Origin of the sequence: Maribacter aquimarinus, assembly GCF_047345505.1 — a bacterium.
GTDB lineage: Bacteria > Bacteroidota > Bacteroidia > Flavobacteriales > Flavobacteriaceae > Maribacter.
Genome location: NZ_JBLFEO010000018.1, coordinates 66,133 through 91,257, shown reverse-complemented (window position 1 = coordinate 91,257; position 25,125 = coordinate 66,133). Strand labels below are relative to the sequence as shown.

The following is a 25,125-nucleotide window of genomic DNA, read 5'->3' as shown; positions in this document are numbered from 1 at the left end:
CACTGCCTTTACCCGCGTATCTTTTATGTCATGAACTTGCCCACATAAAACTGGGCAAACAGTGTATGGATAGGTGGGGAGAAGCATCTTTTGCTTATTGCAATACTATCTGTTTTTGTCGCGTTCCAGTACCAGACGTTGTGAATGTTCTGAATATTGCAACAATCGCCAGCCTTGTTTGGCATGGTTGTTCAAGGCATCTTCCAAGCGCTGGTCGTTGTTGGTAAGTCCAATGGTCCAGCTCACTACTTTATATTCTTTCATCCTGTTGGTATTTTTTCAGTATCAACCTCACTTCTTCCATTTTCTGCGTGCCGATCAACAGGGAATCCCCGTTTTTAAGTTTGATTTGTATGCCCTTGTTGCCCTTTACGTTCAGGGCCTTTCCAGACCTGCCTATGCGATATCCCCAGCCGCCAAACTCCAACAGGGGCTTGTAGGTCCTTACGCCAATGGTATCCACTTCCTTCCAGGTCAGGGTTTTTGGCCTTAGGTGAATGGGAAAGAACTGGTAGCTAAGCCCATGCTCGTCTATCTTGGTGTGCAGTTTCATAAAAACAAAGAGAAGCACCACAAGGGCCATGGTGCCCAAACCGATCCAATAGCCCGTATCCAAATCCCTTAGATCGGTGTTTCCGGTCTGTGCAAGCTGGCTCAACGGTGGCAGCAGCACCGCCAAGGAGACCACGGCCAGCAAAAGCCAGAGCCACCATTGGGTAAAACGCTGTGTTTCTTCAAAGACGCGCATCTCCTAGTGGTTCAGGGTTCCGGTGTTGAGCACGGGTGCCGCATCCTTGTCCGAACAGAGCACCACCATAAGGTTGCTCACCATCGCGGCCTTGCGCTCCTCGTCCAGCGCCACAATGTCTTTCTCGCTAAGAGCCGCGAGGGCCATTTCCACCATGCTCACGGCCCCTTCCACAATTTTGTGCCGTGCGGCCACAATGGCGGTGGCCTGTTGGCGCTTTAGCATGGCGTTGGCAATTTCCTGGGCGTAGGCCAAGTAGCCAATGCGGGCTTCCAGTACCTCAATGCCGGCCATTTCCAGCCGGTCCTGTATCTCGCGTTCCAGGGCCGCACTTACCTCGTTTACACTGCTGCGCAAGGTAATGTCTTCCTCAATGCCCTCATCGGCAAAATTGTCATACGGGTACATGCTGGCCAGTTTTCTCACAGCGGCATCGGTCTGTACCCGCACAAAATTCTTGTAATCGTCCACATCAAAGGCAGCTTTGTAGGTGTCCGTTACCCGCCATACCAGAATGGTGCTGATCATGACCGGGTTCCCCAATTTATCGTTCACCTTTAAGCGCTCACTGTCAAAATTACTGGCGCGCAAGGATATCTTCTTCTTGGTATAGAGCGGGTTCACCCAAAACAGTCCGTTCTTTTTAATGGTGCCCACATATTTTCCAAAAAGGAGCAGTACCCGAGATCCATTGGGGTTCACCAGTACAAGGCCGGCCGCAAGTACCAGACCCAAAAAGAGGAGTAGGGCAAACCAGGCGGTGCCGAGTTTCACAATGCCCACCACGCCGCCAATGAGCATTACCAGGCACAAGAACAACATAAGGTAGCCGTTTATGGGGGCTACGGATTTTTCATTTGTCATAATTGGTCAGTTTAGTATTAAAATGATATCATAAAAATATCAATTTAAATGCTATCTACCAAATTTTTGTTAAAAATGGGGAAAAGCCCTATCTGGTAACAACAGAATAGGGTCAAGGTGGTACTTTTGAAAAAAAAAGGAAGATCATGCGCTTGTTCATATTGCTTTTTCTTGTTGCCACCACCTTGTGCCAGGGCGCAGTGCCCATTTGGTCCAAGACCGGGCATAGGGTCACCGGCGAGGTGGCCAATCAGTACCTTACACGAAAGGCCCGCAAGGCCATAGACAAGCTGTTGAACGGACAGAGCCTGGCCGCCGTTTCCACCTTTGGGGACGACATCAAGGCCGATCGCAAGTACCGGGAGTTCAGCCCCTGGCATTATGTGAATTTTCCGGCGGACAAGAAATACACGGACGTGGAGCCCAGTGAACAGGGAGACGTGGTCATGGGCATACAAAAGTGCATTGCGGTGGTCAAGGACAAGAACAGCTCCTTGGAAGACAAGCGTTTCTATCTCAAGTTTTTGGTGCACCTGATGGGAGATCTGCACCAGCCCATGCACGTGGGCCGCAAAGAGGACAAGGGCGGAAACGACATACAGTTGCAGTGGTTTGGCAGGGGCACCAACCTGCACCGGGTCTGGGACAGTAACATGATCAATGATTATGGGATGGGGTATAGGGAACTGGCATCCAACCTTCCCAGGTTGAGCAAGGAGGAGGTAAAGCAGATCCAACAGGGCAATGTGCTCACTTGGGTGGAGGAGTCTCAAGAATTGGCCAACAAAGTCTATGACTCCGCGGCGGTTGGGGAGAAGTTGGGTTACCGTTACAGTTATGACTGGTGGCCCACGGTAGAGCAGCAGTTGCAGCGTGGCGGCATTCGTTTGGCAGCGGTGCTCAATGATATGTTCAAATAATGGTGCCCTAGTAGGGCAGGGGACAAGGGGCCATTAAGGTATGGCGTGCGCCCTCCCTAAAATCACCGAAGAAATCCTTTAAAGTTGTGGGTGCGCCTTTTGGTGCCCTCCATGACACGTCTTATTTCCGTTTGGAGATTTTGTTGCCGCTCACATGGCGCTGTCGGCTGCATTTAAAGCGATGGTCTTCGTTGTCCCTAAGTTTTGCGTGCTTCGTGGCACGCCCCTGTACCCTTTTGCGCCACATTCTGAAACTGCTGGGCTTCATTTCACGGCGCATAAGTGCTATGGTGTCCTGTTCCGATAGTCCAAATTGAAAGGTAATGGCCTCAAAGGGCGTGCGGTCTTCCCAAGCCATTTCAATGATGCGGTCCAGATCCCGCTCCGTGAATTCTTTTTTCATAGCAGGGCAAAGATACGAAGGGAATTGGAAGTGACTTTGGGAGATGACCCCGTTTGGCGCTTTTGGCCTGTTATGGGTTGATATTGCCATGGTGGGAAACGGCATTGCGGGGAACCATTGCAATTTGAAAATGTACGATTGAGGCTGCCGGCGACGCGGCCATCTGTTGTGGCCTGCAGTACAGCGGGGAGATGGCTACGTGCCCAGCAATGATGCACCATTTTGGTTTTTGGTCAAAACTCAGCTTTGCCCTTCCCTGATCACCCTGAACGTAAGGTTGATGCGTTCGCCAATGGGCTTGGCCGTTTTGGGTATTTGGTGCTTCCAATGGTGCTGGGTGGGGCCCTGCATAAGCAAAAGGCTTCCGTGCTGCAGGAGTATTTTGTGCCGTTCTTCCTTAATATGGTTGTGCTTTAGGTGAAAATAACGGGCCGCGCCCAAGCTCACGGAGGCTATGACCGGGTTTTGTCCCAGTTCCTTTTCATTGTCCGCGTGCCAACCGTTGCTGTCCTTCCCGTCCCGGTACAAATTCAGGAGGCAGGTGGTAAAGGGTACCTTGGCCAAGGCTTCCACTTTTAACTTGATTTCCCTTAAGGTGCCGGAAAAGGGATGTGGCCGCATCACAATGTTGCTGTAGCGGTATTCCAGGCCATTGTTCCCGTAGAGTGCGGTGAGCCGGGGCTGGGCATAGGTTTTTCCAAAAACGGTGATATCGTCTTCCTGCCAGGGCACTTCTTCCTTGAGCTTTTTAAAATAGGTGTTGGCCAGGGCCTTGTCCAAAAAGTTGGGATGGTAGCTTATGTCCGCATCCGGAAGGGAGAGGGGCTCATGGTCAAAAAGGGTGTTCATCACTGCAGTACGGTTTTCAATTGGTTCCTGTAGGCAGAGGGCGTTTGTCCCGTAAAGGCCTTGAACGATTTGTTGAAGTGCGAAAAATTGTTGAAACCACTCTCAAAGCACACTTCGGTAATGCTCAACGGGCGTTCTGCCAAGAGCTTGCTGGCGTGCACCAAGCGGTACTCGTTCACAAATTGGGTAAAGGTCTTGTTGGTGATCTTTTTAAAATACCTGCAAAAGGAAGGTACGGTCATGCTCACCATATCTGCCATGGCCTCCAGGGGCAGCTCTTCCCTGAAGTGGTTCTTTACATGGTTAAAGATCACGTTTATGCGATCGTTGTCCTTCACGTCAGAGGTTATGGAAAAGCCCTGGGCATTGAGCAGCTTAAACTCTTGCGACTGGCCCAGCTCGTTCAAGATGTTCAGGATGGAAAGAAGGCGCTGAAAATCGGTCTGGTACTCCAAGACCTCCATTTTTTCCCCGATCTTCTTTTTGGTCTTGCCGTGAAAGGCAATTCCGCCACTGGCAGATTGAAAAAGCGCCCCAATTTTTTTCATTTCCGGAATGTTGAAGAAATCGTTCCCCAGAAAATCGACCTTCATTTGTACCACGGTCTCACTGGTGTTTCCGGTAAGGGCGTCCGTAAAGCCGCAGTGCGGTATGTTGCTCCCGATCAAGATGAGGTCCCCGTCCGTGTAATAGGACACGTGGCTCCCGATCTGCCGCTTGCCCGCGCCACCGTTCACATAGACCAGTTCCAACTCCGGGTGGTAATGCCAAATGTTGTTTTTGTTGAGGCGGTGCTCATCGAACTTTTGGTAGGTGAACGAGTGCCCAAAACTGGGGGCAATGGCCTCAAAAGTGGGTTTCTGCTGTATCATCTCTTTTTTGCTGTTGAACAAGGCTAAGGTAGGTGCACGCACTTGGGTGCAACAGGACAAAATTAACCAAAATATGTTCTAAATTAACCATTTGTCCCAATTAACGTTTTTTCGCTGATAAAATAGCACATATATTGGAAAATTGTGATGAAGCACAGCATGTAGTTTGACCCTAATTTTGCCTTGTAATCAAATACAAACAAAAAAAATGAAACGTATGAAAGCAATGAACAGAGTACTTAGAGCGACAACAGTATTGGCCCTTTTCCTTACCATGGGAACAGGGATGGCCAAAGGCCCCAAAATGAACCTTCTGCCCGCCAAAGAGGCCAAGGGAGTGGTTTTGAGTTTGGCCGGACTATCTGAAAAAGTGGCGGTCTCCTTAATGGATGCGGAGCAAAACACCATTCATTTTGAGCGACTTACCGAGGGCAGTCTCGGAAAGAAATTCGATATGAAAAACCTGCCCGATGGGCAATACTGGCTCAAGACCGAGACCGCTCTGAGCACGGTGCTGTACAGTATTGTTCTGGAAGGTGATGCCGTCGTCATAAAAGAAGAGGGCGAGCACAGCAAGCCTTATTTTAGAAAAACAAGGGAACAGCTCATGCTCAATTTCCTGAACAAAGAGATGGGCAGTGTGGACATCAAGGTGTACGATGGCCAAGAACGCCTAGTCTTCTCTGAAACGGTAAAAGACCGCTTTCTCATAGAAAAGGCCTTTAACTTTTCTGGGGCCTATCCTGGGGAGTACAGCGTGGTCATCGCGGACGGATACGGGGTCTATGGTGAGGACTTTACGGTAAGATAAGTTAGTTTAAGTTGATTTTCAAAGGGGAAGGGAGCGGAAACGTTCCCTTTTTTTGTGCCCGTTACCGTTATGGTCGCTAAAGTGCCAAATAGGCATGGGCCCAGTACATCAATCCAAATTGCAAGGGAATCCTGGCCAAGAGCAGGGGTCTGGGCACCCCGGCACTTTCTTTTTTGCCCTTCAGCATGTAAAAATGAACGCTCAGGAACAAAAAGAGCATCAAAATAATGCCCCAAACAGCCCAATTTTTGGTCTGGGGAAAGCACAGGCCCACGCCCAGGGCAATTTCGGCCACCCCGCTCCAAAACACCAGGGCACGGTGCGCGGGAAGGTACCTGGGCATAATGCGCAGGTATATGTTGGGGCGCACAAAATGCATGGTGCCCGCAACGATGTACAGCGCTGCCATAAGATATAAGTGCCAGGGATACAGCATGGCTTAAAATTGGTTAGATCGCACGGAGAACTGTCTTTACGGAACTTTCCATCGTTTTGATCGGTTGCCCAAAGGTTTGGGTTAAAAAAATAGAGGTCAGTGCATAGTTACCTATTTTAAATCGAGTTCATCGCCAATACGCCCGGCTGAGCGGCCGCCTGAATTGTAGTCGAGTCGCGCATTCGAAGCCGCTGTTGTCTGGCGAATGGTTCTCGACTGCCTGCCCGTACGGTACGCGGGCGCTCGAACTGACAACAGAAAAAAATAATCAATCATCCAATAATCAAACAATTACCTTGATCAATCAATGCGTATTTATTCACTGACCCCTATTAAAAAATAAGCTCGCGCCCGCTTTTTGTCCCCTGCCAGGGGCGGGGGCGGTGCCTTATTTCAGAAATTTTTTAAAACGATCCTTTTTCTGTTGGGGTATGGCCTCGTTCTCCATAAAGCGTTTTAGCAAGTCTTGGGGTTTGGGCCGTTGATACAACAATTGGTAAAAATCCGATATGGTAAAGGTACCGTTGGAGCGTTCTTGCAACTGCATCACATCCCCTTTTTTTACCTCGCCCTCCTTGAGCACCCTAACGTAGGTGCCGGGATGCCCGTGCTCCACAAATTGCGGAACCACCTCCTGGTCGTTAAAGCGTATGCCCAATTTGTAACAGGGTTCCCGTGGTTCGGTGATCTGTACCAAGGCGGTGCCCAGGCTGTAGGTATCTCCCACGCGCAATTGGGATTCGTCCAGGCCCTTGACGGTTAAATTTTCCCCGAACATGCCCCAATCCCACGTTAAATGAGGATAGCGTTCTCTCCAATAGGGGTAATGGTCTGCCGCAAAGAGGTAGCAGGCCTTGTAGGTCCCGGCATGGTGCTTGCGATCGCTCACGGTATCTCCCGCAACGTCCGTAGTGCCCAAAAACAAGGGGGCGTTAACCGGATATTTAAAGATGCCCGTTTCTTCCGTGCCCCCCTTCCATGCAATGGTGGTGGGCCTGCCTATATTGGTGGATATGATTTCCATAAGGTGAAGATAAAAAAAGCTCGGGACCATACAGGGATCTTACACCGTTTATTTTCGTGTCAAAAATTAGAAAGAACAAAAAACCGCCCACAAAAAACAGGGGCGGTCATGACCATAAAGAAATCTTTGATCCGGCAGATCGGATTTAAAAGTCCGTGCAATGGGCCTTGCGGCCCTACTGCGGGGCTGCGGCCAGCGCAGCTCCGTGCCACCGGAAAACTACTTTACCATATCGTAACTTCGTTTTATGAAGTTGGTGAGTTCCTCGCCCTTGAGCAGGCCTTTGGAGAGCCGCGCCAAATCTATGGATTGGTTAATGAGCCGTGCTCGCTTCTTGGCCGTCTTGGTGTTCAAGATCTCTCCCACCAGTTCGTGGTTGGTGTTCACGATCAGGTTGTACATCTCCGGCATGTTGCCCATCCCGAACATGCCGCCACCGCCCGTCTGTTGCATTTCTTTCATGCGGCGCATGAACTCCGGTTCGGTGATGATGAAGGGGGCAGCGCTGCTTTCCATGGGCTCCAGCTGCACGGTATAGCTGCTCTTTTCGCCCAAGACCTCTTCCAGTTGGGTTTTTAGCGTGTCTTTCTCCTCGTCACTGAGCTTGCTGATCTGTTCCTCGTCTTTTTTGATCAGGTTGTCTATGTGATCGGCATCCACTCTGGCAAAGGATATCTTTTCTTTGGAGGTCTCCAATTTTTGCATCAGGTGGGCAATGATGGGGCTGTCCAGGAGCAATACCTCGTAGCCCTTGGCCTTGGCGGCCTCAATGTAACTGTGCTGGGCCTCTTTGTCCGAGGCGTAGAGCACCACCATCTTATCGTCCTTGTCCGTCTGTGCGGGCTTTATTTTTTCTTCCAGCTCGGCAAAGGTGTAATACGCGCCATCAACGGTGGGGTATAGGGCAAATTTATCGGCCTTTTCAAAGAATTTGTCCTCGGACAGCATGCCGTACTCGATCACGATCTTGATGTCGTTCCATTTTTTCTCAAAGTCCTCCCGGTTGTTTTTAAAGAGGGAGTTGAGTTTGTCTGCCACCTTCCGTGTTATGTAAGATGATATCTTCTTCACGGCCCCATCTGCCTGCAGGTAGGAACGGGATACGTTCAGGGGAATGTCCGGGGAATCAATGACCCCCCTTAGCATGGTGAGGAATTCGGGGACAATGCCCTCTACGTTATCGGTGACAAATACTTGGTTTTGGTAAAGCTGTATTTTGTCTTTCTGTATGTTAAGGTCATTGGTGAGCTTGGGAAAGTACAGGATTCCCGTAAGGTTAAAGGGGTAGTCCACATTAAGGTGAATGTGAAACAAAGGCTCCTCGAACTGCATGGGGTACAGTTCCCTGTAGAAGGTGCTGTAGTCCTCGTCCTTAAGATCGGCGGGCTGTTTGGTCCAGGCCGGGTTGGGGTTGTTTATAATGTTGTCCACTTCCCTGGTGGGAGCGGGATCATCTTCTTTGGCATCCTCGGGTTTTGGCAGGGTCTCCGTTTTGGTGCCAAACTTTATGGGTATGGGCATGAACTTGTTGTACTTGCGCAAAAGTTCACTGATCCGGGCCTCTTCCAGGAACTCGGTGGAGTCTTCCGCAATGTGCAGGATGATCTCGGTGCCCCGGCCGTCCTTTTCTGCCGTGGCAATGGTAAACTCCGGGGAACCGTCACAGGACCAGTGAACGGCGGGTTCGTCCTTGTAGCTCTTGGTAATGATCTCCACTTTCTGGGCCACCATAAAGGCCGAGTAGAACCCAAGGCCAAAATGGCCTATGATACCGGTGTCCTTGGCGGCATCGTCATACTTGTTCAAGAATTCCTCGGCACCGGAGAAAGCCACCTCGTTAATGTATTTTTTCACTTCTTCCTCGGTCATGCCAATGCCCTGGTCCGTGATGTGCAATTTCTTGCCCTCTTTGTCCACCTTCACCTCGATCATGGGGCTGCCGTACTCCACCTTGGCCTCGCCAATGGAGGTCAGGTGCTTTAACTTTAATGTGGCATCCGTTGCGTTGGATATGAGTTCCCTTAGGAAAATTTCATGGTCGCTGTACAAAAACTTCTTTATGAGCGGAAAAATGTTGTCCACTGAAACATTGATCTTGCCTGTAGCCATAATGATACTTTTAGTTGTTCTTATGTTGATAGGTTCATATGTGCCAAGCCCTATTTCAAATAGAATACCATTTTCATCGGGTGTGACAAAGTGGCATAGTGGAAGCCCTTGAAAGTTTAACATATTTTTTGTTTAATAAATTAGATTAAAAGTTAAACATACTTTATCTTTGAAGTGTGGTTAGGAAGAAGATTGCTATGAAAAAGGTCTTTACATCATAATCACGTTTTGATTATTTATTGGTTAGGTTGTTAGAAAACGTGCTTTCGAGAGAAAGCACGTTTTTGTTACCCCGGAAATAATCCCGAACTTTATGTTTTGGTGCATCACTTACAATTAAATGCTTCACGATATGGCTACAAAGGCAAAGAAAATAACGGAAGATCACATTATGGAACTGTACATGGACTACGTTTTGGAACACGAAAAGTTTCCGAAATCTGTCTATAAATTCTGTAAGGCCAACAAACTGGCCGAATCGGATTTTTACCTGTTCTTTGGTTCCATGGATGCCCTGAAAAAAGGCATCTGGGAGGCCCTCTTCAACAAATCGCTCTCCTTGATGCAGAATAACAAGGAGTACGCCGGTTTCAGCAACAAGGACAAGATGCTCACCTTCTTCTATACTTTTTTTGAAATGCTCACCCTGAACCGAAGCTATGTTCTCTTTGCTCTGGACGAGGAGGGCAACATGCTCAAGAACGTGGAGCAACTAAAGGGGCTCCGAAAGAAAGTGAAGCACTTTGCCAAGGAACTTATCTTGGACGGAAATGCGGAAAAATCCGCAAAGATCACCCAGCACAATCCGCGCATCTTCTCGGAAGGGGCCTGGCTCCAAACCCTCTTCATCATGCGCTTTTGGATGAAGGACGACAGCAAGGGTTTTGAAAAGACCGATATGGCCATTGAAAAGTCCGTGAACACCATTTTTGATGTTTTTGACAATACCCCCTTGGAAAACATATTGGACTTTGGCAAGTTTTTGTACAAAGAGACCGTGACATAATCTAAAACCCCAGCACGCTTGAAAACATTGGACAAAATACCCACGGGAAAGATTGAAAGGGCCAGTAAATTGGTCAAGACCGGCGTAAAGATTGGGGGAAACTATGCCAAGTACTACGGCAAAAAACTCGTGAACCCCGAGTTTGGCAGGGACGAGCTCAACGAAGACAATGCGGGCGATATCTACGACGGACTCAAAAGCCTAAAGGGCAGCGCGCTGAAAGTGGCCCAGATGCTGAGCATGGAGAAGAACCTCTTGCCCAACGCCTATGTGGAAAAGTTTTCCCTTTCCCAGTTTTCCGTGCCTCCCTTGTCCGCTCCCTTGGTGCGCAAGACCTTTAAACAATACATGGGAAAATATCCCGAGGAGCTTTATGACAGCTTCAACAAGGACTCGGTGAACGCGGCGAGCATAGGGCAGGTGCACAAGGCCACGAAAAACGGCAAGGAATTGGCCGTAAAGATCCAGTATCCCGGTGTGGCCCAGAGCATAGGCAGTGATCTGGCCCTTGTGAAGCCCATTGCCATTAGGATGTTCAATCTCAAGGGTAAGGATTCGGAAAAATATTTCAAGGAGGTAGAGGACAAACTGGTGGAAGAAACGGACTATGTTCTTGAGCTGAAGCAAAGCAAAGAGATCACGCAGGCCTGTGCCGCCATCCCCAATCTAAGGTTCCCTTCCTATTACCCCGAGCTCTCCAGTGCGCGCATCATAACGATGGACTGGATGCACGGGCAACACCTGGGGGAATTTGTAAAGACCGATTTTCCCGAAGACCTGGGCCATGCCCTGGGACAGACCCTATGGGATTTCTACATGTACCAGATACACGGGCTAAAAAAGGTGCATGCCGATCCCCATCCCGGTAACTTCTTGATCAGTGATGCCGGGGAGCTCATTGCCATTGACTTTGGTTGCATCAAGGAAATACCAGATTCTTTTTACACGCCCTATTTTGAGATGGCCAACAAGGACAATATTGGCAATGATGCCATTTTCAGTGAAAAAATGTACCAGTTGGAAATTCTCTTGCCCAGCGATTCCCCGGAAGAGGTCGCCTTTTTTAAATCTTTGTTCCACGAAATGTTGAGCCTCTTTACCTCACCCTTTCACGGAGCGGAGTTCGATTTTGGGGACGATGTCTTTTGGGCGCGCATTGCCGCCCTGAGCGAAAAGTACGCCTCGGACAAGACCATCCGTAAAATGAACGGAAACAGGGGCTCCCGGCACTTTCTTTACATGAACCGTACCTTTTTTGGGCTCTACAATCTACTGCATGACCTAAAGGCCAAAATTGTGGTGAACAATTTCCGAAAGTATATTGATGCTTAATGAAAACCCGAAAATTATGACAATTTTATTTTTTTCTTTGCCCAGGACAAATTCTTAAGCATAGCCATAGCTACGGTTCATAATTTGAACGACGGCAAAGGGAAAAAGAAAGAGACAGAAATTCGGGTTTTCATTTGGCAGGAATATATATCGGCTAAAAATGGTCAACCATCGTTTTTCATGGGCTGGGACAGTTCAATGGGGTTGGCTTGCTTTACGTATTTTTCCAACCATTGGTCCTGTTCCCATAACAGGTGCATAATGCTTTCCTTGGCCCGGTAACCGTGGCTTTCCTTGGGCAGCATCACCAATCTCACCGTGGCGCCCAGGCCCTTCAGGGCATTGAAATAGCGTTCGCTCTGCATGGGGTAGGTGCCAGAATTGTTGTCTGCTTCGCCGTGCACCAATAAGAGCGGGGTTTTCATTTTGTCGGCGTGCATAAAGGGGCTCATGGTGTAATACACCTCCGGTGCCTCCCAATAGCTGCGTTCCTCGCTCTGGAAACCAAATGGGGTAAGTGTTCTGTTGTAGGCCCCGCTCCTGGCTATGCCCGCTGCGAACAGATCGGAGTGGGAGAGGAGGTTGGCCACCATAAAGGCACCATAGCTGTGCCCGCCAACGGCCACCCTGTCCGTATCAATGTACCCCATGCCGTCCACGGCGTCTATGGCCGCTTTGGCATTGGCCACAAGCTGTTTCCTAAAACTGTCATTGGGCTGCTCTTCCCCTTCCCCGATAATGGGGAAGGCGGCGTTGGCCAGGACCACGTAGCCCTTGGTGACCCAATACACCGGCGACCCCCAGTACGGATAGGTGAAATCATTGGGGTTCTGGGTGTTTTGTGAGGCGCTGTTCTTGTCCTTGTACTCCCTGGGGTAGGCCCAAAGGATCATGGGCATTTTTTCTTTCTTTTCCTTGTCGTAGCCCACGGGCAGATAAAGGGTGCCGCTCAGCTCTAGTCCGTCGTCCCGTTGGTAGGTGATCACCTCTTTGTAAACGTCCTGTAAGCTCTTGAACGGATTGTCAAAATTTGTGAGCTGCTCCGTTTTTCCTGGGTTTTTGATGTTTTTAAGATAGTAATTGGGGTACTCCTTGGGCGATTCCACGCTCACCAACAATTCGTTTTTTTTGGGGTCAAAGGCAACCAAGCGCTCTTTTTTTCCTTCCAAGGAAGAGGTGTACACCCTGTTTTTGTCAAGGGTGTTCAGGTCCATTTCATCCACAAAGGGAAACTGCCCTTGGGCGGTATGCCCCTCGCCCATGAGATAGGCCTTGCCCCTGTGCAGGTCCAGAACGTTCATGCCATTTTTGTCCCGCTTGGTCACGAACCTTCCGGGGTCACTGTAGCGGTCTTGGTAATTTCTGTCCGAGAGCACCACGGCCTCTTGGGTGGCATCGGAAGGATCAAAGAGATAGCTCTTGGCATTTCGGTTGTTCCACCAGCGATCATGGGCTATGGCCACATGGTCATCGCCCCATTGAATGTAGCGGTACCTGTTCTTGGTTTTAATCAAGGATCTTGGGTTTCCGTTAAAGGGGGCGTCCCATTGAAAGACTTCGTCCCGGTAGGCCACCTCATTGGCCGGATCACCACCGTCCAGGGCACTGGCATACACCAGTGAGGCGGGCTTGTCGCTCCGCCAGCTCAAACTCCGCATCCCTTCCCTGACCGCCATAAAGCCTTTGGGCAGGTCTTCTATAAGGGGCACCTCCAGAAGGGTTTTCACCAACTTGCCATTCCGGTCATACACGGTTGTGGTGGCTGGAAAACGGGTATAGGGCACCAGGTAGGAAAAGGGTCTTTTTACGGTGACCACCATGACGTAATCCCCGTTGGGGGAGAAACTGATGTTCCGGTAGAGATCGGTCCCTTTCCAGGGCGTACTGCTTGCATCCAAGCGCACTTGGTGCAGTTCGGAGCGCGCCAATTGTTCAAAGTTGAATTCGTCGTTGGGATTCTTTAACAGGTCTTGGTAGGTCCTGTTTTGGGCCTTTTTCCCATCATTTACAGAGACAACCGGCCCCTTTGGTACGGCCGCCGTGATGTTCAGGAGTGGCTTACGGTCCTTGGGCAACATTTTTACCAGAACGGACTGCCCGTCCCTGAACCAATTGATCACATCTCCCATATTGGCGTTCACCGTGGCCGCTGTGAGCCGTTTGGCGGTGGCGGAGGCAAGGTCCACCACCCAGACCTCCACGCCTTGGTCCGTGGTGTTGGTGGCGGCTATTTTGGTCTGGTCCGGTGAGAAGGCAAAGTTGGCCAGTCTGGCAGCCTCGGGCAAATTGGCCACGGCCACCTCCTTGCTGTCTCCCTTGCCCTTTATCTTTATGTTGTTGTAATAATTGGTGCGGCTCCCAATATTGGTTTTTGGGTTGATGCGCAGGCCCGCCAAACGGAGTTCGGTCTCGGAAAGTTCCGCAATGGTCTTGTACTGGTTCCTGTAGAGGAACAGCATATGGTCCCCATTATCTGTCATCAGTACCGAGGGCGCCATCGGGGCCTCTACCAAGGATAATATCTCTTCGGACGGTTTTTGGTAGCCAAGGTTTTCCTGTGCCACGGACCCCAAAAAGCTGAATAGCACCATTAGGGAAAGGCATTGTCTCAACGGAATTGTATTGCAAATTTTCATTTTTACGGATTTTTAATCGATGTCCCAAATTACAATTTTTCAGGTGCATTTGCCCTACCTTTCGGGGAAAAGTCATCCCTTGGGGCATTAAGGGGCGCATTTGCTCCCATATCCTTTATACTCCCAATTATATTTTTTACTTTTCCGTTAAATATGCCCTGGATGCAACCGGAGCGGAAACACGACTTTCTATGTACAATGCTAAGATAAAGGGCCTGGGTTTTTATGTGCCTGAAAATGTGGTGACCAATGATGACCTGGCGGCCATTATGGATACGAACGATGCCTGGATCCAGGAACGCACCGGTATCCAAGAACGCCGGCACGTGGTAAAGGGCAGTGGGGAAACCACGACCACCATGGGCGTTAAGGCCGCGGAAAGGGCCATAGATCGGGCCAAAATTGACAAGGATGAGGTTGACTTTGTCATTTTTGCCACCCTGAGCCCCGATTACTACTTTCCCGGCCCCGGGGTGCTGGTACAAAGGGACCTTGGCCTAAAGACCGTGGGCGCCCTGGATGTAAGGAACCAATGTTCTGGTTTTGTTTACGCCCTATCCGTGGCCGATCAGTACGTAAAGAGCGGTATGTACAGCAATGTGCTGGTGATCGGTTCCGAACTGCATTCCCACGGTTTGGACATGACCACTAGGGGCCGCGGTGTCTCCGTCATTTTTGGGGATGGTGCCGGTGCCGCCATTGTGGGCAGGGAGGAAGATCCCGGAAAGGGCATTTTGAGCACCCACCTGCACTCAGAGGGCCAGCACGCGGAAGAGCTTTCCCTCATTGCGCCGGGCATGGGCAAACGTTGGGTCACGGACATTCTAAAGGATGCGGACCCGGAAGATGAGTCGTACTTCCCTTATATGAACGGGCAGTTCGTGTTTAAAAATGCCGTGGTTCGCTTCAGTGAGGTCATTATGGAAGGTTTGGGGCAAAACGGATTAAAGGCATCGGATATAGACCTGCTGGTGCCCCACCAGGCCAATTTGCGCATCTCCCAGTTCATTCAGAAAAAATTTGGTCTCAAGGACCACCAGGTTTACAATAATATCATGCGCTACGGGAACACCACCGCGGCTTCCATACCCATTGCCCTCACCGAGGCTTGGGAATCCGGAAGGGTAAAATCTGGCGATCTCGTGGTCCTGGCCGCCTTTGGCAGCGGGTTCACTTGGGGCAGTGCCATCATTCGCTGGTAGGTGCTGTTTTTGGGAAACGCTTACCCCCGTCAAGTCCTGAACAAAATGGCTTTGGCCACTGGCGAGAACAAGGATTCTAAAATAGCGAGGCCCGGATCTGATCCGGGCCTCTATGCTGATAAGCTATACTAAACACTAACCATTAACTATAAATATATAGCGATATCAACAATTATGAATATCTTGTGAACTCTGTATTTTACACTTGCTTGCTAAGTTTCAATACACCAACAAATAGACAACTTTTTTTTAAACCCTGCAAGATTTATCAAAGTTTAACAACCTTCTTAACACATGAAGAACACACTGGTCTTTGGAACTTCCTTAAAAAGAAATCGTTATAGTAACAAGGCCGTCCTGGCCCTTGCCAATAATGGAATCCCCGTGGAGGGGTTTGGCATTGTGCCCGGTACTGTGGGCAAGGTACAAGTTAAGGCCAATTTGGAGCACTTCCAAAATATTCACACCCTAACTTTGTATTTGGGTCCGGAACGGCAGAAGCAATACTATATGGAAATCATTGGTTTACAGCCAAAAAGGGTCATTTTCAACCCTGGAACGGAAAACCCTGAATTTTATGAACTATTGAAGGCCGCGGGCATTGAAGTGGAAGTGGCCTGTACCTTGGTGCTGCTCGCCACGGGGCAATATTGAGGTACGGCCGTGCGTGCCACTGGCGTTTTGGCCCGTTCATGATCTTTGGTCCGGGTGGTTGCGTAACCGCAAGTGATGTTCGGTCTGGGCCAAGGGCGCTCTTTTCCTAATGAGAAAGAGTCCTATAAAGGTGAGCAGGCCATTTAGCGGGAGCAGTTCGTAACCAAAGACATAACCGCCCAGATAGCTTGGCGGTACCTTGGCCAAGGCCACAATGAGGCCCACAGAGGCCACCGCTACCACCCACACCAATTTGTCCCTTACCTTATATGTGGTGAAGATGCCAAAGGAGAACAAGCCCAAAAGTGGGCCATACGTGTAGGATGCCACCGTTAAGAGCCCATCTATCACATTGCGGTCCAAAATGTACTTAAAGGCAATGACCACAAGAATCAACAAGAGGCTCATGCCCACGTGGGTGGCCCTTCTTGTTTTCTTGGCCTCTTCTTCCGTCTTTTTTCCCGTGCCCAAAAAGTCCACGCAGAAAGAAGTGGTCAGGGAGGTCAGGGCACTGTCCGCACTGCTGTAAGCGGCGGCAATGAGGCCCAGCATAAAGGTGATGGCCACGGTCATTCCCAAGCCACTGTTAATGGCAATCTCCGGGAAGAGCAGATCGGATTTGGGGCTGCCGTCCATAAGGGGGAGGGAAATGTCATAACGGTCTGCGTAGATGAACAAAAGGGCTCCCAGCATCATAAAGACAAACGTTACCAGCACCAGAACAATGCTAAAACTGACCATGTTCTTCTGGGCTTCGCCCAAATTGCGGCAGGTGAGGTTCTTTTGCATCATGTCCTGGTCCAGACCGGTCATGCAGATGGTGATGAACATACCGCCCAAAAAGGATTTTACGAGGTGGTTTTTGGCAAAGAAATCTTCGGTGAACCAGGTTTTGTTGTAAGCCTTGAATTCCTGGGAGCTTAAATAATCGGCCAGGGTCCAGTTCAGTTCATCCAAGATAAAATAGATGGAAAACCCCACGGAGAGCAACATGAAAAGGGTCTGTAGGGTATCTGTCCAGACAATGGTCTTGATGCCGCCCTTAAAGGTGTATATCCAAATGAGCAAAATGGAAAGTATCACAGTGAGCTCAAACGGTACCTGCCAAGCATCAAAAACAAATTGTTGCAGCACAATGGCCACCAAAAACAACCGGAAAGCCGCACCAAGTACCCGTGATATGAAAAAGGAGACCGCGCCCACTTTGTAGCTCACAAAGCCAAAACGTTCATCCAGATATTCGTAGATGCTGGTCACGTTCTGCCGGTAATAGATGGGCAGCAGCACAAATGCGGTGACCATGTACCCAAAGAAGTAACCGAACACCACCTGCATGTAGCTGAACTGGGAATCTGCCACCCAGCCCGGTACGGATATGAAGGTAACCCCGGACAGGGAGGCACCTACCATCCCAAAGGCCACCAGGTACCAAGGGGACTGCTTTCCGGCCTTGAAAAAATCCTCATTGGAATCGTTCTTTCCGGTAAAGTGGGAAATGACCAGAAGCAGCACAAAATAACCGCCGATCAAGAGGAGAATATGGAGTCCGGACATGGGAATTTATTTGGTGCGCAAAGTACAAAAAGAAAAAATAACCTGTAATTTTGGCCCAAACAGCAACAATGGATTTCTCTTCTAAATTATTGGAGAACGCGGTGTATGAAATGTCCCAGTTGCCGGGCATAGGAAAGCGCACTGCCCTGCGCCTGGTACTGCACTTGTTAAAGCAGCCCACCAAGAGAACGGAACAGCTTTCCCAATCATTGATGGCCCTACGGAACAACTTGGTGTATTGCAGCAACTGCCACAACATATCGGACAAGGTTTTGTGCGACATTTGTGCCAATCCAAAGCGCACCGGAGAACTGGTTTGCGTGGTGGAAGACATCAGGGACGTCATGGCCATTGAGAACACCGGACAGTTCAGGGGGCACTATCACGTGCTCGGCGGGAAGATCTCCCCCATGGAGGGCATTGGCCCCCAAGACCTGAACATGGGCAGTTTGCTCGCCAAGGTAAAGGGCGGCCAGGTGAAGGAGCTGATCTTTGCCCTGCCCTCCACCATGGAAGGGGACACCACCAATTTTTACATATACCGGCAGATCGAGGGAAGTGGTGTGGGCACCTCCACCATTGCCAGGGGCATTGCCGTGGGAGATGAACTGGAGTATGCAGATGAGGTCACCTTGGGAAGAAGTATCCTGAACCGGATTCCTTTTGAGGGTTCCCTAAAATCCAACGGATGAGAACTGCTGTTCATTACGCAGCATAATCGACCGTTTTTTATTATTTTTGCAAAATATATAGCGGTCACGGGCCAAAATTTATTGATATGTCAAAATTTGAACTGAAATTGCCAAGAATGGGAGAGAGCGTTGCGGAAGCTACCCTGACCACTTGGCTCAAGGAGATTGGCGATACCATTGAAATGGATGAGGCGGTGTTTGAAATTGCCACGGACAAAGTGGACAGTGAGGTCCCGAGTGAGGTGGAAGGCATTTTGGTGGAAAAGTGCCATCAAGTGGATGATGTGGTCAAGGTGGGCGATGTGGTGGCCATTATTGAGACGGAGTCCGAAGGTGCCGTTGCGGTCCATGATGAAGCGCCGGCCACCGTTGATGGAAAAGAGGTGGTGGCCATGGCGGAGGAGGCCGAAGCCGCGGTACAGCAGGCACAGGAAACCGTGGCAGGGCCCACACTGGCCCATACGGACACCGATCGTTTTTATTCCCCGTTGGTGAAGAACATTGCCAGGGAAGAGAACATTTCCCTCCAGGAACTGGAGGCCATTGAGGGCACCGGCCTGGAAGGTAGGGTCACCAAGAACGATATTCTCTCTTATGTTGAACGGCGCAAGTCCGCTGGCACATCCCATAAAACGGTGCCCCGGCCCGCCGCGGACCTGGAGCCGAAGACCGTGGTTCCCGAGCCCGTTGTTCCCGCCCAAGGGACGGGGGCGCCCAAAGAGGTGCCGGCCGCTGTGCCCACCCGGGGGCAAGATTCCGGATCCGTTGACAAGGGGCTGTCCAATGGGGAAGAGGCCATGCCCATGACCCGCATGGGCAAGCTCATTGCCAAGCACATGACAGATAGCGTGGCCACTTCTGCCCACGTACAGAGCTTTATTGAAGTGGATGTGACCAATATTGTCAATTGGCGCAACAAGGTAAAAACATCCTTTCAAGAACGCGAGGGAGAGAAACTTACCTTTACCCCCATTTTTATGGAGGCCGTTGCCAAGGCACTGAAGAAATACCCAATGATGAACATCTCCGTTAAGGGAGATACGGTCATAAAGAAAAAGCACATTAACATTGGTATGGCCGCCGCCCTGCCAGATGGCAATCTCATAGTGCCCGTCATTAAAAATGCAGACCAATTGAACTTGGTGGGCATGGCCAAGGTGGTGAACGATCTGGCCACCCGTGCCAGGAACAACGCCCTGAAACCAGATGAAGTACAGGACGGCACGTACACCGTTACCAATGTGGGCACCTTTGGCAGTGTGTTCGGGACACCCATCATCAACCAGCCCCAAGTGGGCATTTTGGCGCTGGGCGCCATACGAAAGATCCCTTCCGTAATCGAGACCCCCGAAGGAGATTTCATTGGGGTGCGCAGTAAAATGTACCTTTCCCACAGTTATGACCACAGGGTGGTTAACGGGGCCTTGGGCAGCATGTTCGCCAAGGCGGTGGCAGACTATTTGGAGGCCTGGGAGATGGACAGGGAAGCTTAACGCCGGGATGCCGGGCAGAGGATTTTGGCAAGAGGCCCATTCCGTTCCATGCCCCAGGACACTGAAAAGAGGCCTTGATCCACGGCCAGCGTTTCCCAAGGGATCCATTTGTGGCATCAAGCGCTCAGGGACGGTCATTGTGGGGCCGATCAACACCTCTGAAGGGCTCTCCCATTCCTATTCCCTTTAAGACAACTTTAACATTGTTGTGCATTGGCGTATGTCCTGTTTTGGCAGCTCTACCTTACTTTTAGGGCTTACTTTTTTATATGGCACCTTCTCTTCTAAGGCAACGAGCATTGTTCCTTTTTCTCGCGACCCTGGTCTTGGCCCCAATGCGGGCACAGAAACCACCGATGCCAAAGGACAATGAGCCCCTGAAAATGTTTGTGGACTGCAATTGTGAGCGCAGTTACATACAGCAAGAGATAAAATTTGTGAACCATGTGCGGGATCAGGCCTTGGCCAATGTGCAACTGTTCATCTATGACGTTGCCAACGGATCGGGCGGCCGCACGTATCTCTTGGATTTCAAGGGGTCCGGCCAATATGAGGGCATTACCGGGGACCTGTCCTATGAGACCAACCCCAACATGACTTCGGACGAGGTCCGCGAGGGGCTGGTAAAACAGATCAAAGCCGGGTTGCTGAGGTACATTGTGGAGTCCGATTTGGCAGACCAGGTCACCTACACCATAGCCAACGAAGGGGCTTCGGAACAACAGGACATCAATTTTGAAGATCCCTGGAACAATTGGATTTTTGAGGTGTACGGCGAGGCGGAGCTGGACAAGGAGAGCAGCCGCCAGGAATTTGAGTACGAACTGGGTTTTGAAAGTGATCGGGTCACGGAAAAATGGCGCATTCGGGCCGATCTGGAAATGAACCAGGCCCGCAGCCAGTTTCAGCAGAACAACGCCACCTTCACCAGTGAGCGCATTCGTTATTCCGCAGACGCCAGCGTGGTCAGAAGCCTCTCGGACCATTGGTCCGGCGGCATCTTTGCCGGTGCCCGGCACAACACCTTTACCAATATCGATTTTTCGCATTATGTGAACCCTGCCATTGAGTACAATATTTTTCCCTACCGGGAAGTGCTGCGGCGGGAGATCGTCTTTGCCTACCGGGTGGGCTATTTCTACAACAACTACATTGACACCACTATTTTTGAGCGGGATTCGGAAGGGGTCTTCAATCATTCCCTGGACATGCAACTGCGCTACAGACAGCCCTGGGGCAATATCTACGCCCGTCTCCGGGGATCCGCTTTTTTGGACAACTTTGCCAAGAACCGCGTGCAGTTGTTCTCCCGCTTGTCCATCCGAATCTTCAAGGGGCTTGCCGTTACCTTTTCCGGCAATTACGAGGTGATCAGGGATTTGATCAACCTTCCCGCGGGCGATGCCTCCATTGAAGATGTACTGTTGCAGCAGAAACAGATCGCCACAGATTTTGAACTGGGCTTCAGGGTGGGCCTGAGCTATACCTTTGGTTCGGCCTTTAACAACATCATCAACCAAAGGCTCTGAGATGCCCTTGCCAGGGCAAAAGCTTTTTTTTTTGAACCTCCATATCGACGTTCTAAGACCTATATTTGCAAAAAACCACTCGAAATGGAGTTGAAGTTAACGCGCCCAATTTGCTTTTTTGATCTGGAGACCACCGGTACCAATGTGGCCAAGGACCGTATTGTGGAAATGGCCATTTTAAAAGTGTACCCCAATGGCAACAAGGAGAGCAAGACCTGGTTGGTGAACCCGGAAATGCACATACCTGAGGAGGTGGTGGCCGTGCACGGCATTTCCAACGAAAAAGTGGCCAACGAGCCCACCTTCAAGGAACTCTCCAAGGAAATTTACGGGATGATCAAGGACAGTGACCTTGGCGGTTTCAACTCAGATCGGTTTGATATTCCCCTGCTGGCGGAAGAACTGCTCCGTGCCGGGGTGGATTTTGACATGAAAAAGTCCCATAGCGTGGATGTACAGACCATTTTCCATAAAATGGAAAAACGGACCCTTGCCGCGGCCTATGCCTTTTATTGCAACAAGGACCTTGCCAATGCCCACAGCGCCGAGGCCGATACCCTGGCCACCTATGAGGTGCTCTTGTCCCAATTGGACCGCTACCCGGAACTGGAGAACAATGTTAAAAAACTGTCCGAGTTTTCCAGGCGGAAAGATGCGGTGGACTTTGCCGGTTTCATAGCCAGAAATGAGGAGGGCGAGGAAATCTTTACCTTCGGGAAGCACAAGGGCCAAAAGGTGCTGGATGTCCTGGAACGCGAGCCCGGTTACTTCGGTTGGATGCTAAACGCAGATTTTCCGCTGTACACCAAAAAGGTGCTCACGCAAATTAAACTGAACAAGCTAAACACCAAACTGGGTTAGATGAAGTTGCTTTTGCCCCTGTTTTTATTGTTGGCCCTGGCCGGCCGCTCCCAAGAGGTGCTCTTTGAGGGGCACGTGTACGATGCCAGGACAAAAGCCCCCATCCCTTATGCCAACATCAGTTTCATGAACTCCCTCAAGGGCACTTCGAGCAATGAGGAGGGTTATTTTTATGTGGATGTGCCCAAGGATTTCCTGGACAAGAAGGTGCACATTTCCTCCCTGGGCTATGAGGATGTGATCATGGAGGCCAGGGCCATTATGGCCAATAAGAAAATATATACGGAAGAGGAGACCTATGAACTGGCCGAGGTAACGGTGACCCAGGCCCTGGGAGATATGCTCGTTTTGAACCCCATAAGCAGTTATGGCATAAAAAGCGGTTTTTCCTCTGCCGAGACCCCCTGGGTCCTGGCACTGTACTTTCCCAATGTGGGGGCTTCCAAGAAATATGTGGACAAGGTAACGGTGTACATGCAAAAAGACGGTAGGTTCAAGGCCGGCAGCTCACAGTTTCGCCTGCGCCTATATGCCGTTGATCCGGAAACCGGACATCCGGGCAAAGATCTTGTTCGCAAGAGCATTGTCCTGAGCAGTGATTCCAATGAGGATTTTGTGAGCGTTGACCTGGCCCCTCTGGGCATTAAAGTGCCCAAAGAGGGTATCTACGTGGGCTTGGAATGGTTGTTTCTGCCCGCAAATTGGTACGTTGCCAAACGGGAGCACCCCATTACCAAGGAAATGGTTTCAGAAGACCGTTTTGCGCCTTCCTTTGGTGCCGTTTACCAAAAGAACACCAATTACAGGACCATGGTGTACGGATTGGGGCAATGGTCCAATTTTTCAATAAAGGGAAAACAAACGGAAGCCCATTTGGTGCCCGCCATTGCACTTAAATTGTCCAAGGAAAAATAACAGAACCATGAAAATTATCTGCATCGGAAGAAATTATGTGGAGCACATAGAGGAGCTCAACAACGAACGTCCCAAGGCCCCGGTGATCTTCATTAAACCAGATTCTGCGGTCTTGCCCAAGGAGCAGGACTTTTACATCCCCGATTTTTCCAATGATATCCATTACGAGGTAGAGGTATTGGTTAAAATTAAAAAAGTGGGCAAGCACATTGCCGCTAAATTTGCCCACAAGTATTATGATGAGATTGGCCTGGGCATAGATTTCACGGCCCGAGACCTGCAATCCGAGCTCAAGGGAAAAGGCCTGCCCTGGGAAAAAGCCAAGGGTTTTGACGGCGCCGCCGTCATTGGCAAATGGTTGCCCAAGGAACGTTTTTCCGATCTGGGCAACCTTAATTTTTCGCTAAAAAAGAACGATGTCACCGTGCAAGAGGGCAACACAGGGGCCATGCTCTACGGCATAGATGACATCATTGCCTATGTCTCCCAGTTCTTTACCCTGAAAAAAGGGGATGTGCTCTTTACCGGAACGCCCAAAGGTGTTGGCAGAGTAGTGGCAAATGACTACCTTTCGGGTAGTTTGGAAAACGAAACGCTCTTTACCGTAAACATAAAATAATGATCTACAGTCTGGACAAAATCAATGAAATGGCCGAGGGGGACGAGGATTTCATACAATCCGTGATCACCGTCTTTTTGGATGAGGTGCCCCAGGATTTGGACGCCTTGGGAGCCGCCCTGGCGGCTAAGGACCACGAACAGGTGTACAAAATGGCCCATAAGATCAAGCCCAATGTGGATTTGTTGGGGATGGAGCAGACAAGGGCAGTGGCGCTCCAGATCGAGACCCTGGGCAAAAAAGAGGCCAGTATGGCAGAGCTTGAGGCTCTTTTTCCACTGCTGAAAACGGATATTGACCAAGTGGTGGCCCAATTAAGGAAAGATTTTGACCACTGATGCTGGCAGAGATCATTACCATTGGCGATGAGATTCTCATTGGCCAAATCGTGGACACCAATTCTGCCTTCATAGCCAAGGAGCTCAATAAAATTGGTGTCTCGGTCCATCAGATCACCTCTGTTCAGGATGAGCGCGAGCATATTTTGGCCGCCTTGGGGGAAGCCAGCGAAAAAGTGGACCTCGTCATTGTGACAGGGGGTCTGGGGCCCACCAAAGACGACATTACCAAGCATACCTTCTGCGAATTTTTTAAGGACCATCTGGTGCGCAATGAAGCCGTGTTGGCCCACGTGGAAGCCCTTTTTGAAAAGTACATTTCCACGCCCATCTCGGATACCAACCGCCAACAGGCCATGGTGCCCAGCAGGGCAAAGGTCTTGCACAATGCCTATGGTACGGCCCCCGGAATGTGGATTGAGGATGGCAACACGGTTTTTGTCTCCCTTCCCGGCGTTCCTTTTGAGATGAAGGCCTTGCTGCGCGATCAGGTGGTGCCACAGTTGGTGGCCCATTACCGCCGTCCGCACATTGTGCACAGAACCATCATTACCTACGGCCTGGGCGAGAGTGCCATAGCCCAGAAAATTGAGGACTGGGAAACGCATTTGCCCAAATTTGTGAAACTGGCCTATTTGCCCAACCTGGGCAAGGTGCGCCTGCGGTTAACCGCAAAGGGACCGGACCGTGAGCTGCTGGAAAAGGCTGTTTCCGAGGCTGTGGACAAGTTGTACCCGCTGATCGGGGACATCATTTACGGTACGGAGGGCGAAGAGGACATTGAGGAAACGGTGGCGGCCTTGCTCACCAAAAAAGGACTTTCCCTGGCCACCGCGGAGAGCTTTACGGGTGGGGCCATCGCCAAGACCCTGACCGGGATTCCCGGGGCCTCTGCTTACTTTAGGGGCAGTGTGGTAAGCTATGCCACCGAAACCAAGATCAAGGTGTTGGGGGTGCCAAGTGACCTGGTGGAGAAACATTCCGTGGTAAGTGCCCAGGTGGCCCAGGCCATGGCGCTGGGGGCACAGCGCTTAATGCAGGCCGATATGGCCATTGCCACCACCGGAAATGCAGGCCCCACCAAGGGAGACTCCAACGCGGACGTGGGCACCGTACATCTTGCGATCGCTACGCCAACAGGTGTTTTTTCGGAAGAATTCAGCATGGGAAACCATAGGGAGCGAATTGTGCAAAAGTCTGTGCACAAGGCACTTGAGATGCTCCAGAAAGAATTGGTAAAAATCTCAAGCCTATAGTT

The 25,125-nt window shown here is 50.4% G+C and carries 25 protein-coding genes; 14 read left to right on the top strand and 11 right to left on the bottom strand.

From position 1 onward, the window contains the following. Window positions 1-105 precede the first annotated feature (105 nt). From ACKWCC_RS13265 to ACKWCC_RS13255, 3 genes are read right to left on the bottom strand one after another with little or no spacing between them, the layout of a single operon-like run. Window positions 106-264 (bottom strand): DUF4177 domain-containing protein, encoded by a 159-nt coding sequence (locus ACKWCC_RS13265; protein ID WP_413996429.1) that lies wholly within the window; start codon window positions 262-264, stop codon window positions 106-108. Further along, the gene (locus tag ACKWCC_RS13260; RefSeq protein WP_413996428.1) at window positions 251-748 is read right to left on the bottom strand and encodes a hypothetical protein; all 498 of its coding nucleotides are present in this window, start codon (window positions 746-748) and stop codon (window positions 251-253) included. The genes ACKWCC_RS13265 and ACKWCC_RS13260 overlap by 14 nt, the downstream gene beginning before the upstream one ends. A 3-nt stretch (window positions 749-751) precedes the next feature. Further along, on the bottom strand, window positions 752-1,612 hold the full coding sequence (locus ACKWCC_RS13255; RefSeq protein WP_413996427.1) for an SPFH domain-containing protein: 861 nt from the start codon (window positions 1,610-1,612) through the stop codon (window positions 752-754). Window positions 1,613-1,758: 146 nt separating this feature from the next. Between ACKWCC_RS13255 and ACKWCC_RS13250 the strand changes: the two genes are divergently transcribed. Further along, window positions 1,759-2,532 carry a S1/P1 nuclease gene (locus ACKWCC_RS13250; RefSeq protein ID WP_413996426.1) on the top strand — a complete coding sequence of 258 codons (774 nt, stop codon included), beginning with the start codon at window positions 1,759-1,761 and terminating at the stop codon, window positions 2,530-2,532. Between the two features lie 121 nt (window positions 2,533-2,653). Here the strand turns inward: ACKWCC_RS13250 and ACKWCC_RS13245 are convergent, their stop codons facing one another. The 3 genes from ACKWCC_RS13245 to ACKWCC_RS13235 form a co-directional block, all read right to left on the bottom strand. Further along, window positions 2,654-2,935, bottom strand: coding sequence for a TIGR03643 family protein (locus tag ACKWCC_RS13245; protein ID WP_413996425.1), 282 nt, complete (start codon window positions 2,933-2,935; stop codon window positions 2,654-2,656). 240 nt (window positions 2,936-3,175) lie between these two features. After that, on the bottom strand, window positions 3,176-3,784 hold the full coding sequence (locus tag ACKWCC_RS13240) for an alpha-ketoglutarate-dependent dioxygenase AlkB family protein (RefSeq protein WP_413996444.1): 609 nt from the start codon (window positions 3,782-3,784) through the stop codon (window positions 3,176-3,178). Beyond that, window positions 3,784-4,656 carry an AraC family transcriptional regulator gene (locus ACKWCC_RS13235; RefSeq protein WP_413996424.1) on the bottom strand — a complete coding sequence of 291 codons (873 nt, stop codon included), beginning with the start codon at window positions 4,654-4,656 and terminating at the stop codon, window positions 3,784-3,786. Before ACKWCC_RS13235 ends, ACKWCC_RS13240 begins: the two co-directional genes overlap by 1 nt. A 217-nt stretch (window positions 4,657-4,873) precedes the next feature. Between ACKWCC_RS13235 and ACKWCC_RS13230 the strand changes: the two genes are divergently transcribed. Then, window positions 4,874-5,467 carry a hypothetical protein gene (locus ACKWCC_RS13230; protein WP_413996423.1) on the top strand — a complete coding sequence of 198 codons (594 nt, stop codon included), beginning with the start codon at window positions 4,874-4,876 and terminating at the stop codon, window positions 5,465-5,467. A gap of 76 nt (window positions 5,468-5,543) precedes the next feature. On the opposite strand, the gene ACKWCC_RS13225 is transcribed toward ACKWCC_RS13230, so the two are convergent. From ACKWCC_RS13225 to htpG, 3 genes are all read right to left on the bottom strand, one after another. Then, window positions 5,544-5,903: a DoxX family protein gene (locus ACKWCC_RS13225; protein ID WP_413996422.1), complete on the bottom strand. Its 360-nt coding sequence runs from the start codon at window positions 5,901-5,903 to the stop codon at window positions 5,544-5,546. Between the two features lie 388 nt (window positions 5,904-6,291). Continuing rightward, the gene (locus ACKWCC_RS13220) at window positions 6,292-6,927 is read right to left on the bottom strand and encodes an MOSC domain-containing protein (protein WP_413996421.1); all 636 of its coding nucleotides are present in this window, start codon (window positions 6,925-6,927) and stop codon (window positions 6,292-6,294) included. Between the two features lie 219 nt (window positions 6,928-7,146). Continuing rightward, window positions 7,147-9,036, bottom strand: coding sequence for a molecular chaperone HtpG (gene htpG / locus ACKWCC_RS13215; RefSeq protein WP_413996420.1), 1,890 nt, complete (start codon window positions 9,034-9,036; stop codon window positions 7,147-7,149). A gap of 352 nt (window positions 9,037-9,388) precedes the next feature. Between htpG and ACKWCC_RS13210 the strand changes: the two genes are divergently transcribed. Together ACKWCC_RS13210 and ACKWCC_RS13205 are read left to right on the top strand one after the other, a co-directional pair. Further along, a complete protein-coding gene (locus tag ACKWCC_RS13210) occupies window positions 9,389-10,042 on the top strand; it encodes a TetR family transcriptional regulator C-terminal domain-containing protein (protein WP_413996419.1) in 654 nt (217 codons plus the stop codon). Window positions 10,043-10,060: 18 nt separating this feature from the next. Then, complete coding sequence (locus ACKWCC_RS13205) at window positions 10,061-11,374, top strand: ABC1 kinase family protein (RefSeq protein WP_413996418.1); 1,314 nt, start codon at window positions 10,061-10,063, stop codon at window positions 11,372-11,374. 164 nt (window positions 11,375-11,538) lie between these two features. Here ACKWCC_RS13205 and ACKWCC_RS13200 read toward each other — a convergent pair whose 3' ends face one another. Further along, window positions 11,539-14,010, bottom strand: a complete 2,472-nt coding sequence (locus ACKWCC_RS13200) for an alpha/beta hydrolase family protein (protein ID WP_413996417.1) — start codon at window positions 14,008-14,010, stop codon at window positions 11,539-11,541. A 191-nt stretch (window positions 14,011-14,201) separates the two neighbouring features. Here ACKWCC_RS13200 and ACKWCC_RS13195 point away from each other — a divergent pair, with 191 nt between their 5' ends. Both ACKWCC_RS13195 and ACKWCC_RS13190 read left to right on the top strand, forming a co-directional pair. Further along, window positions 14,202-15,212 carry a 3-oxoacyl-ACP synthase III family protein gene (locus tag ACKWCC_RS13195; protein ID WP_413996416.1) on the top strand — a complete coding sequence of 337 codons (1,011 nt, stop codon included), beginning with the start codon at window positions 14,202-14,204 and terminating at the stop codon, window positions 15,210-15,212. 294 nt (window positions 15,213-15,506) lie between these two features. Further along, window positions 15,507-15,866 (top strand): CoA-binding protein, encoded by a 360-nt coding sequence (locus tag ACKWCC_RS13190; protein WP_413996415.1) that lies wholly within the window; start codon window positions 15,507-15,509, stop codon window positions 15,864-15,866. A 36-nt stretch (window positions 15,867-15,902) separates the two neighbouring features. On the opposite strand, the gene ACKWCC_RS13185 is transcribed toward ACKWCC_RS13190, so the two are convergent. Then, complete coding sequence (locus ACKWCC_RS13185; protein WP_413996414.1) at window positions 15,903-17,420, bottom strand: sodium:solute symporter; 1,518 nt, start codon at window positions 17,418-17,420, stop codon at window positions 15,903-15,905. 68 nt (window positions 17,421-17,488) lie between these two features. Here ACKWCC_RS13185 and recR point away from each other — a divergent pair, with 68 nt between their 5' ends. The 8 genes from recR to ACKWCC_RS13145 all read left to right on the top strand — a co-directional run bounded on the left by recR (window position 17,489) and on the right by ACKWCC_RS13145 (window position 25,123). After that, window positions 17,489-18,112 (top strand): recombination mediator RecR, encoded by a 624-nt coding sequence (recR, locus tag ACKWCC_RS13180; RefSeq protein ID WP_413996413.1) that lies wholly within the window; start codon window positions 17,489-17,491, stop codon window positions 18,110-18,112. 86 nt (window positions 18,113-18,198) lie between these two features. Further along, the gene (locus tag ACKWCC_RS13175; RefSeq protein WP_413996412.1) at window positions 18,199-19,605 is read left to right on the top strand and encodes a dihydrolipoamide acetyltransferase family protein; all 1,407 of its coding nucleotides are present in this window, start codon (window positions 18,199-18,201) and stop codon (window positions 19,603-19,605) included. Between the two features lie 269 nt (window positions 19,606-19,874). Next, complete coding sequence (locus ACKWCC_RS13170; RefSeq protein ID WP_413996411.1) at window positions 19,875-21,134, top strand: DUF481 domain-containing protein; 1,260 nt, start codon at window positions 19,875-19,877, stop codon at window positions 21,132-21,134. Between the two features lie 84 nt (window positions 21,135-21,218). After that, window positions 21,219-21,995, top strand: coding sequence for an exonuclease domain-containing protein (locus ACKWCC_RS13165; RefSeq protein ID WP_413996410.1), 777 nt, complete (start codon window positions 21,219-21,221; stop codon window positions 21,993-21,995). Then, a complete protein-coding gene (locus ACKWCC_RS13160) occupies window positions 21,996-22,910 on the top strand; it encodes a carboxypeptidase-like regulatory domain-containing protein (RefSeq protein WP_413996409.1) in 915 nt (304 codons plus the stop codon). It abuts the gene before it with no gap. Window positions 22,911-22,917: 7 nt separating this feature from the next. Continuing rightward, window positions 22,918-23,529 carry a fumarylacetoacetate hydrolase family protein gene (locus ACKWCC_RS13155; protein ID WP_413996408.1) on the top strand — a complete coding sequence of 204 codons (612 nt, stop codon included), beginning with the start codon at window positions 22,918-22,920 and terminating at the stop codon, window positions 23,527-23,529. Further along, window positions 23,529-23,867 (top strand): Hpt domain-containing protein, encoded by a 339-nt coding sequence (locus tag ACKWCC_RS13150; RefSeq protein WP_413996407.1) that lies wholly within the window; start codon window positions 23,529-23,531, stop codon window positions 23,865-23,867. Before ACKWCC_RS13155 ends, ACKWCC_RS13150 begins: the two co-directional genes overlap by 1 nt. Continuing rightward, on the top strand, window positions 23,867-25,123 hold the full coding sequence (locus tag ACKWCC_RS13145; protein WP_413996406.1) for a competence/damage-inducible protein A: 1,257 nt from the start codon (window positions 23,867-23,869) through the stop codon (window positions 25,121-25,123). Before ACKWCC_RS13150 ends, ACKWCC_RS13145 begins: the two co-directional genes overlap by 1 nt. Window positions 25,124-25,125 lie beyond the last annotated feature (2 nt).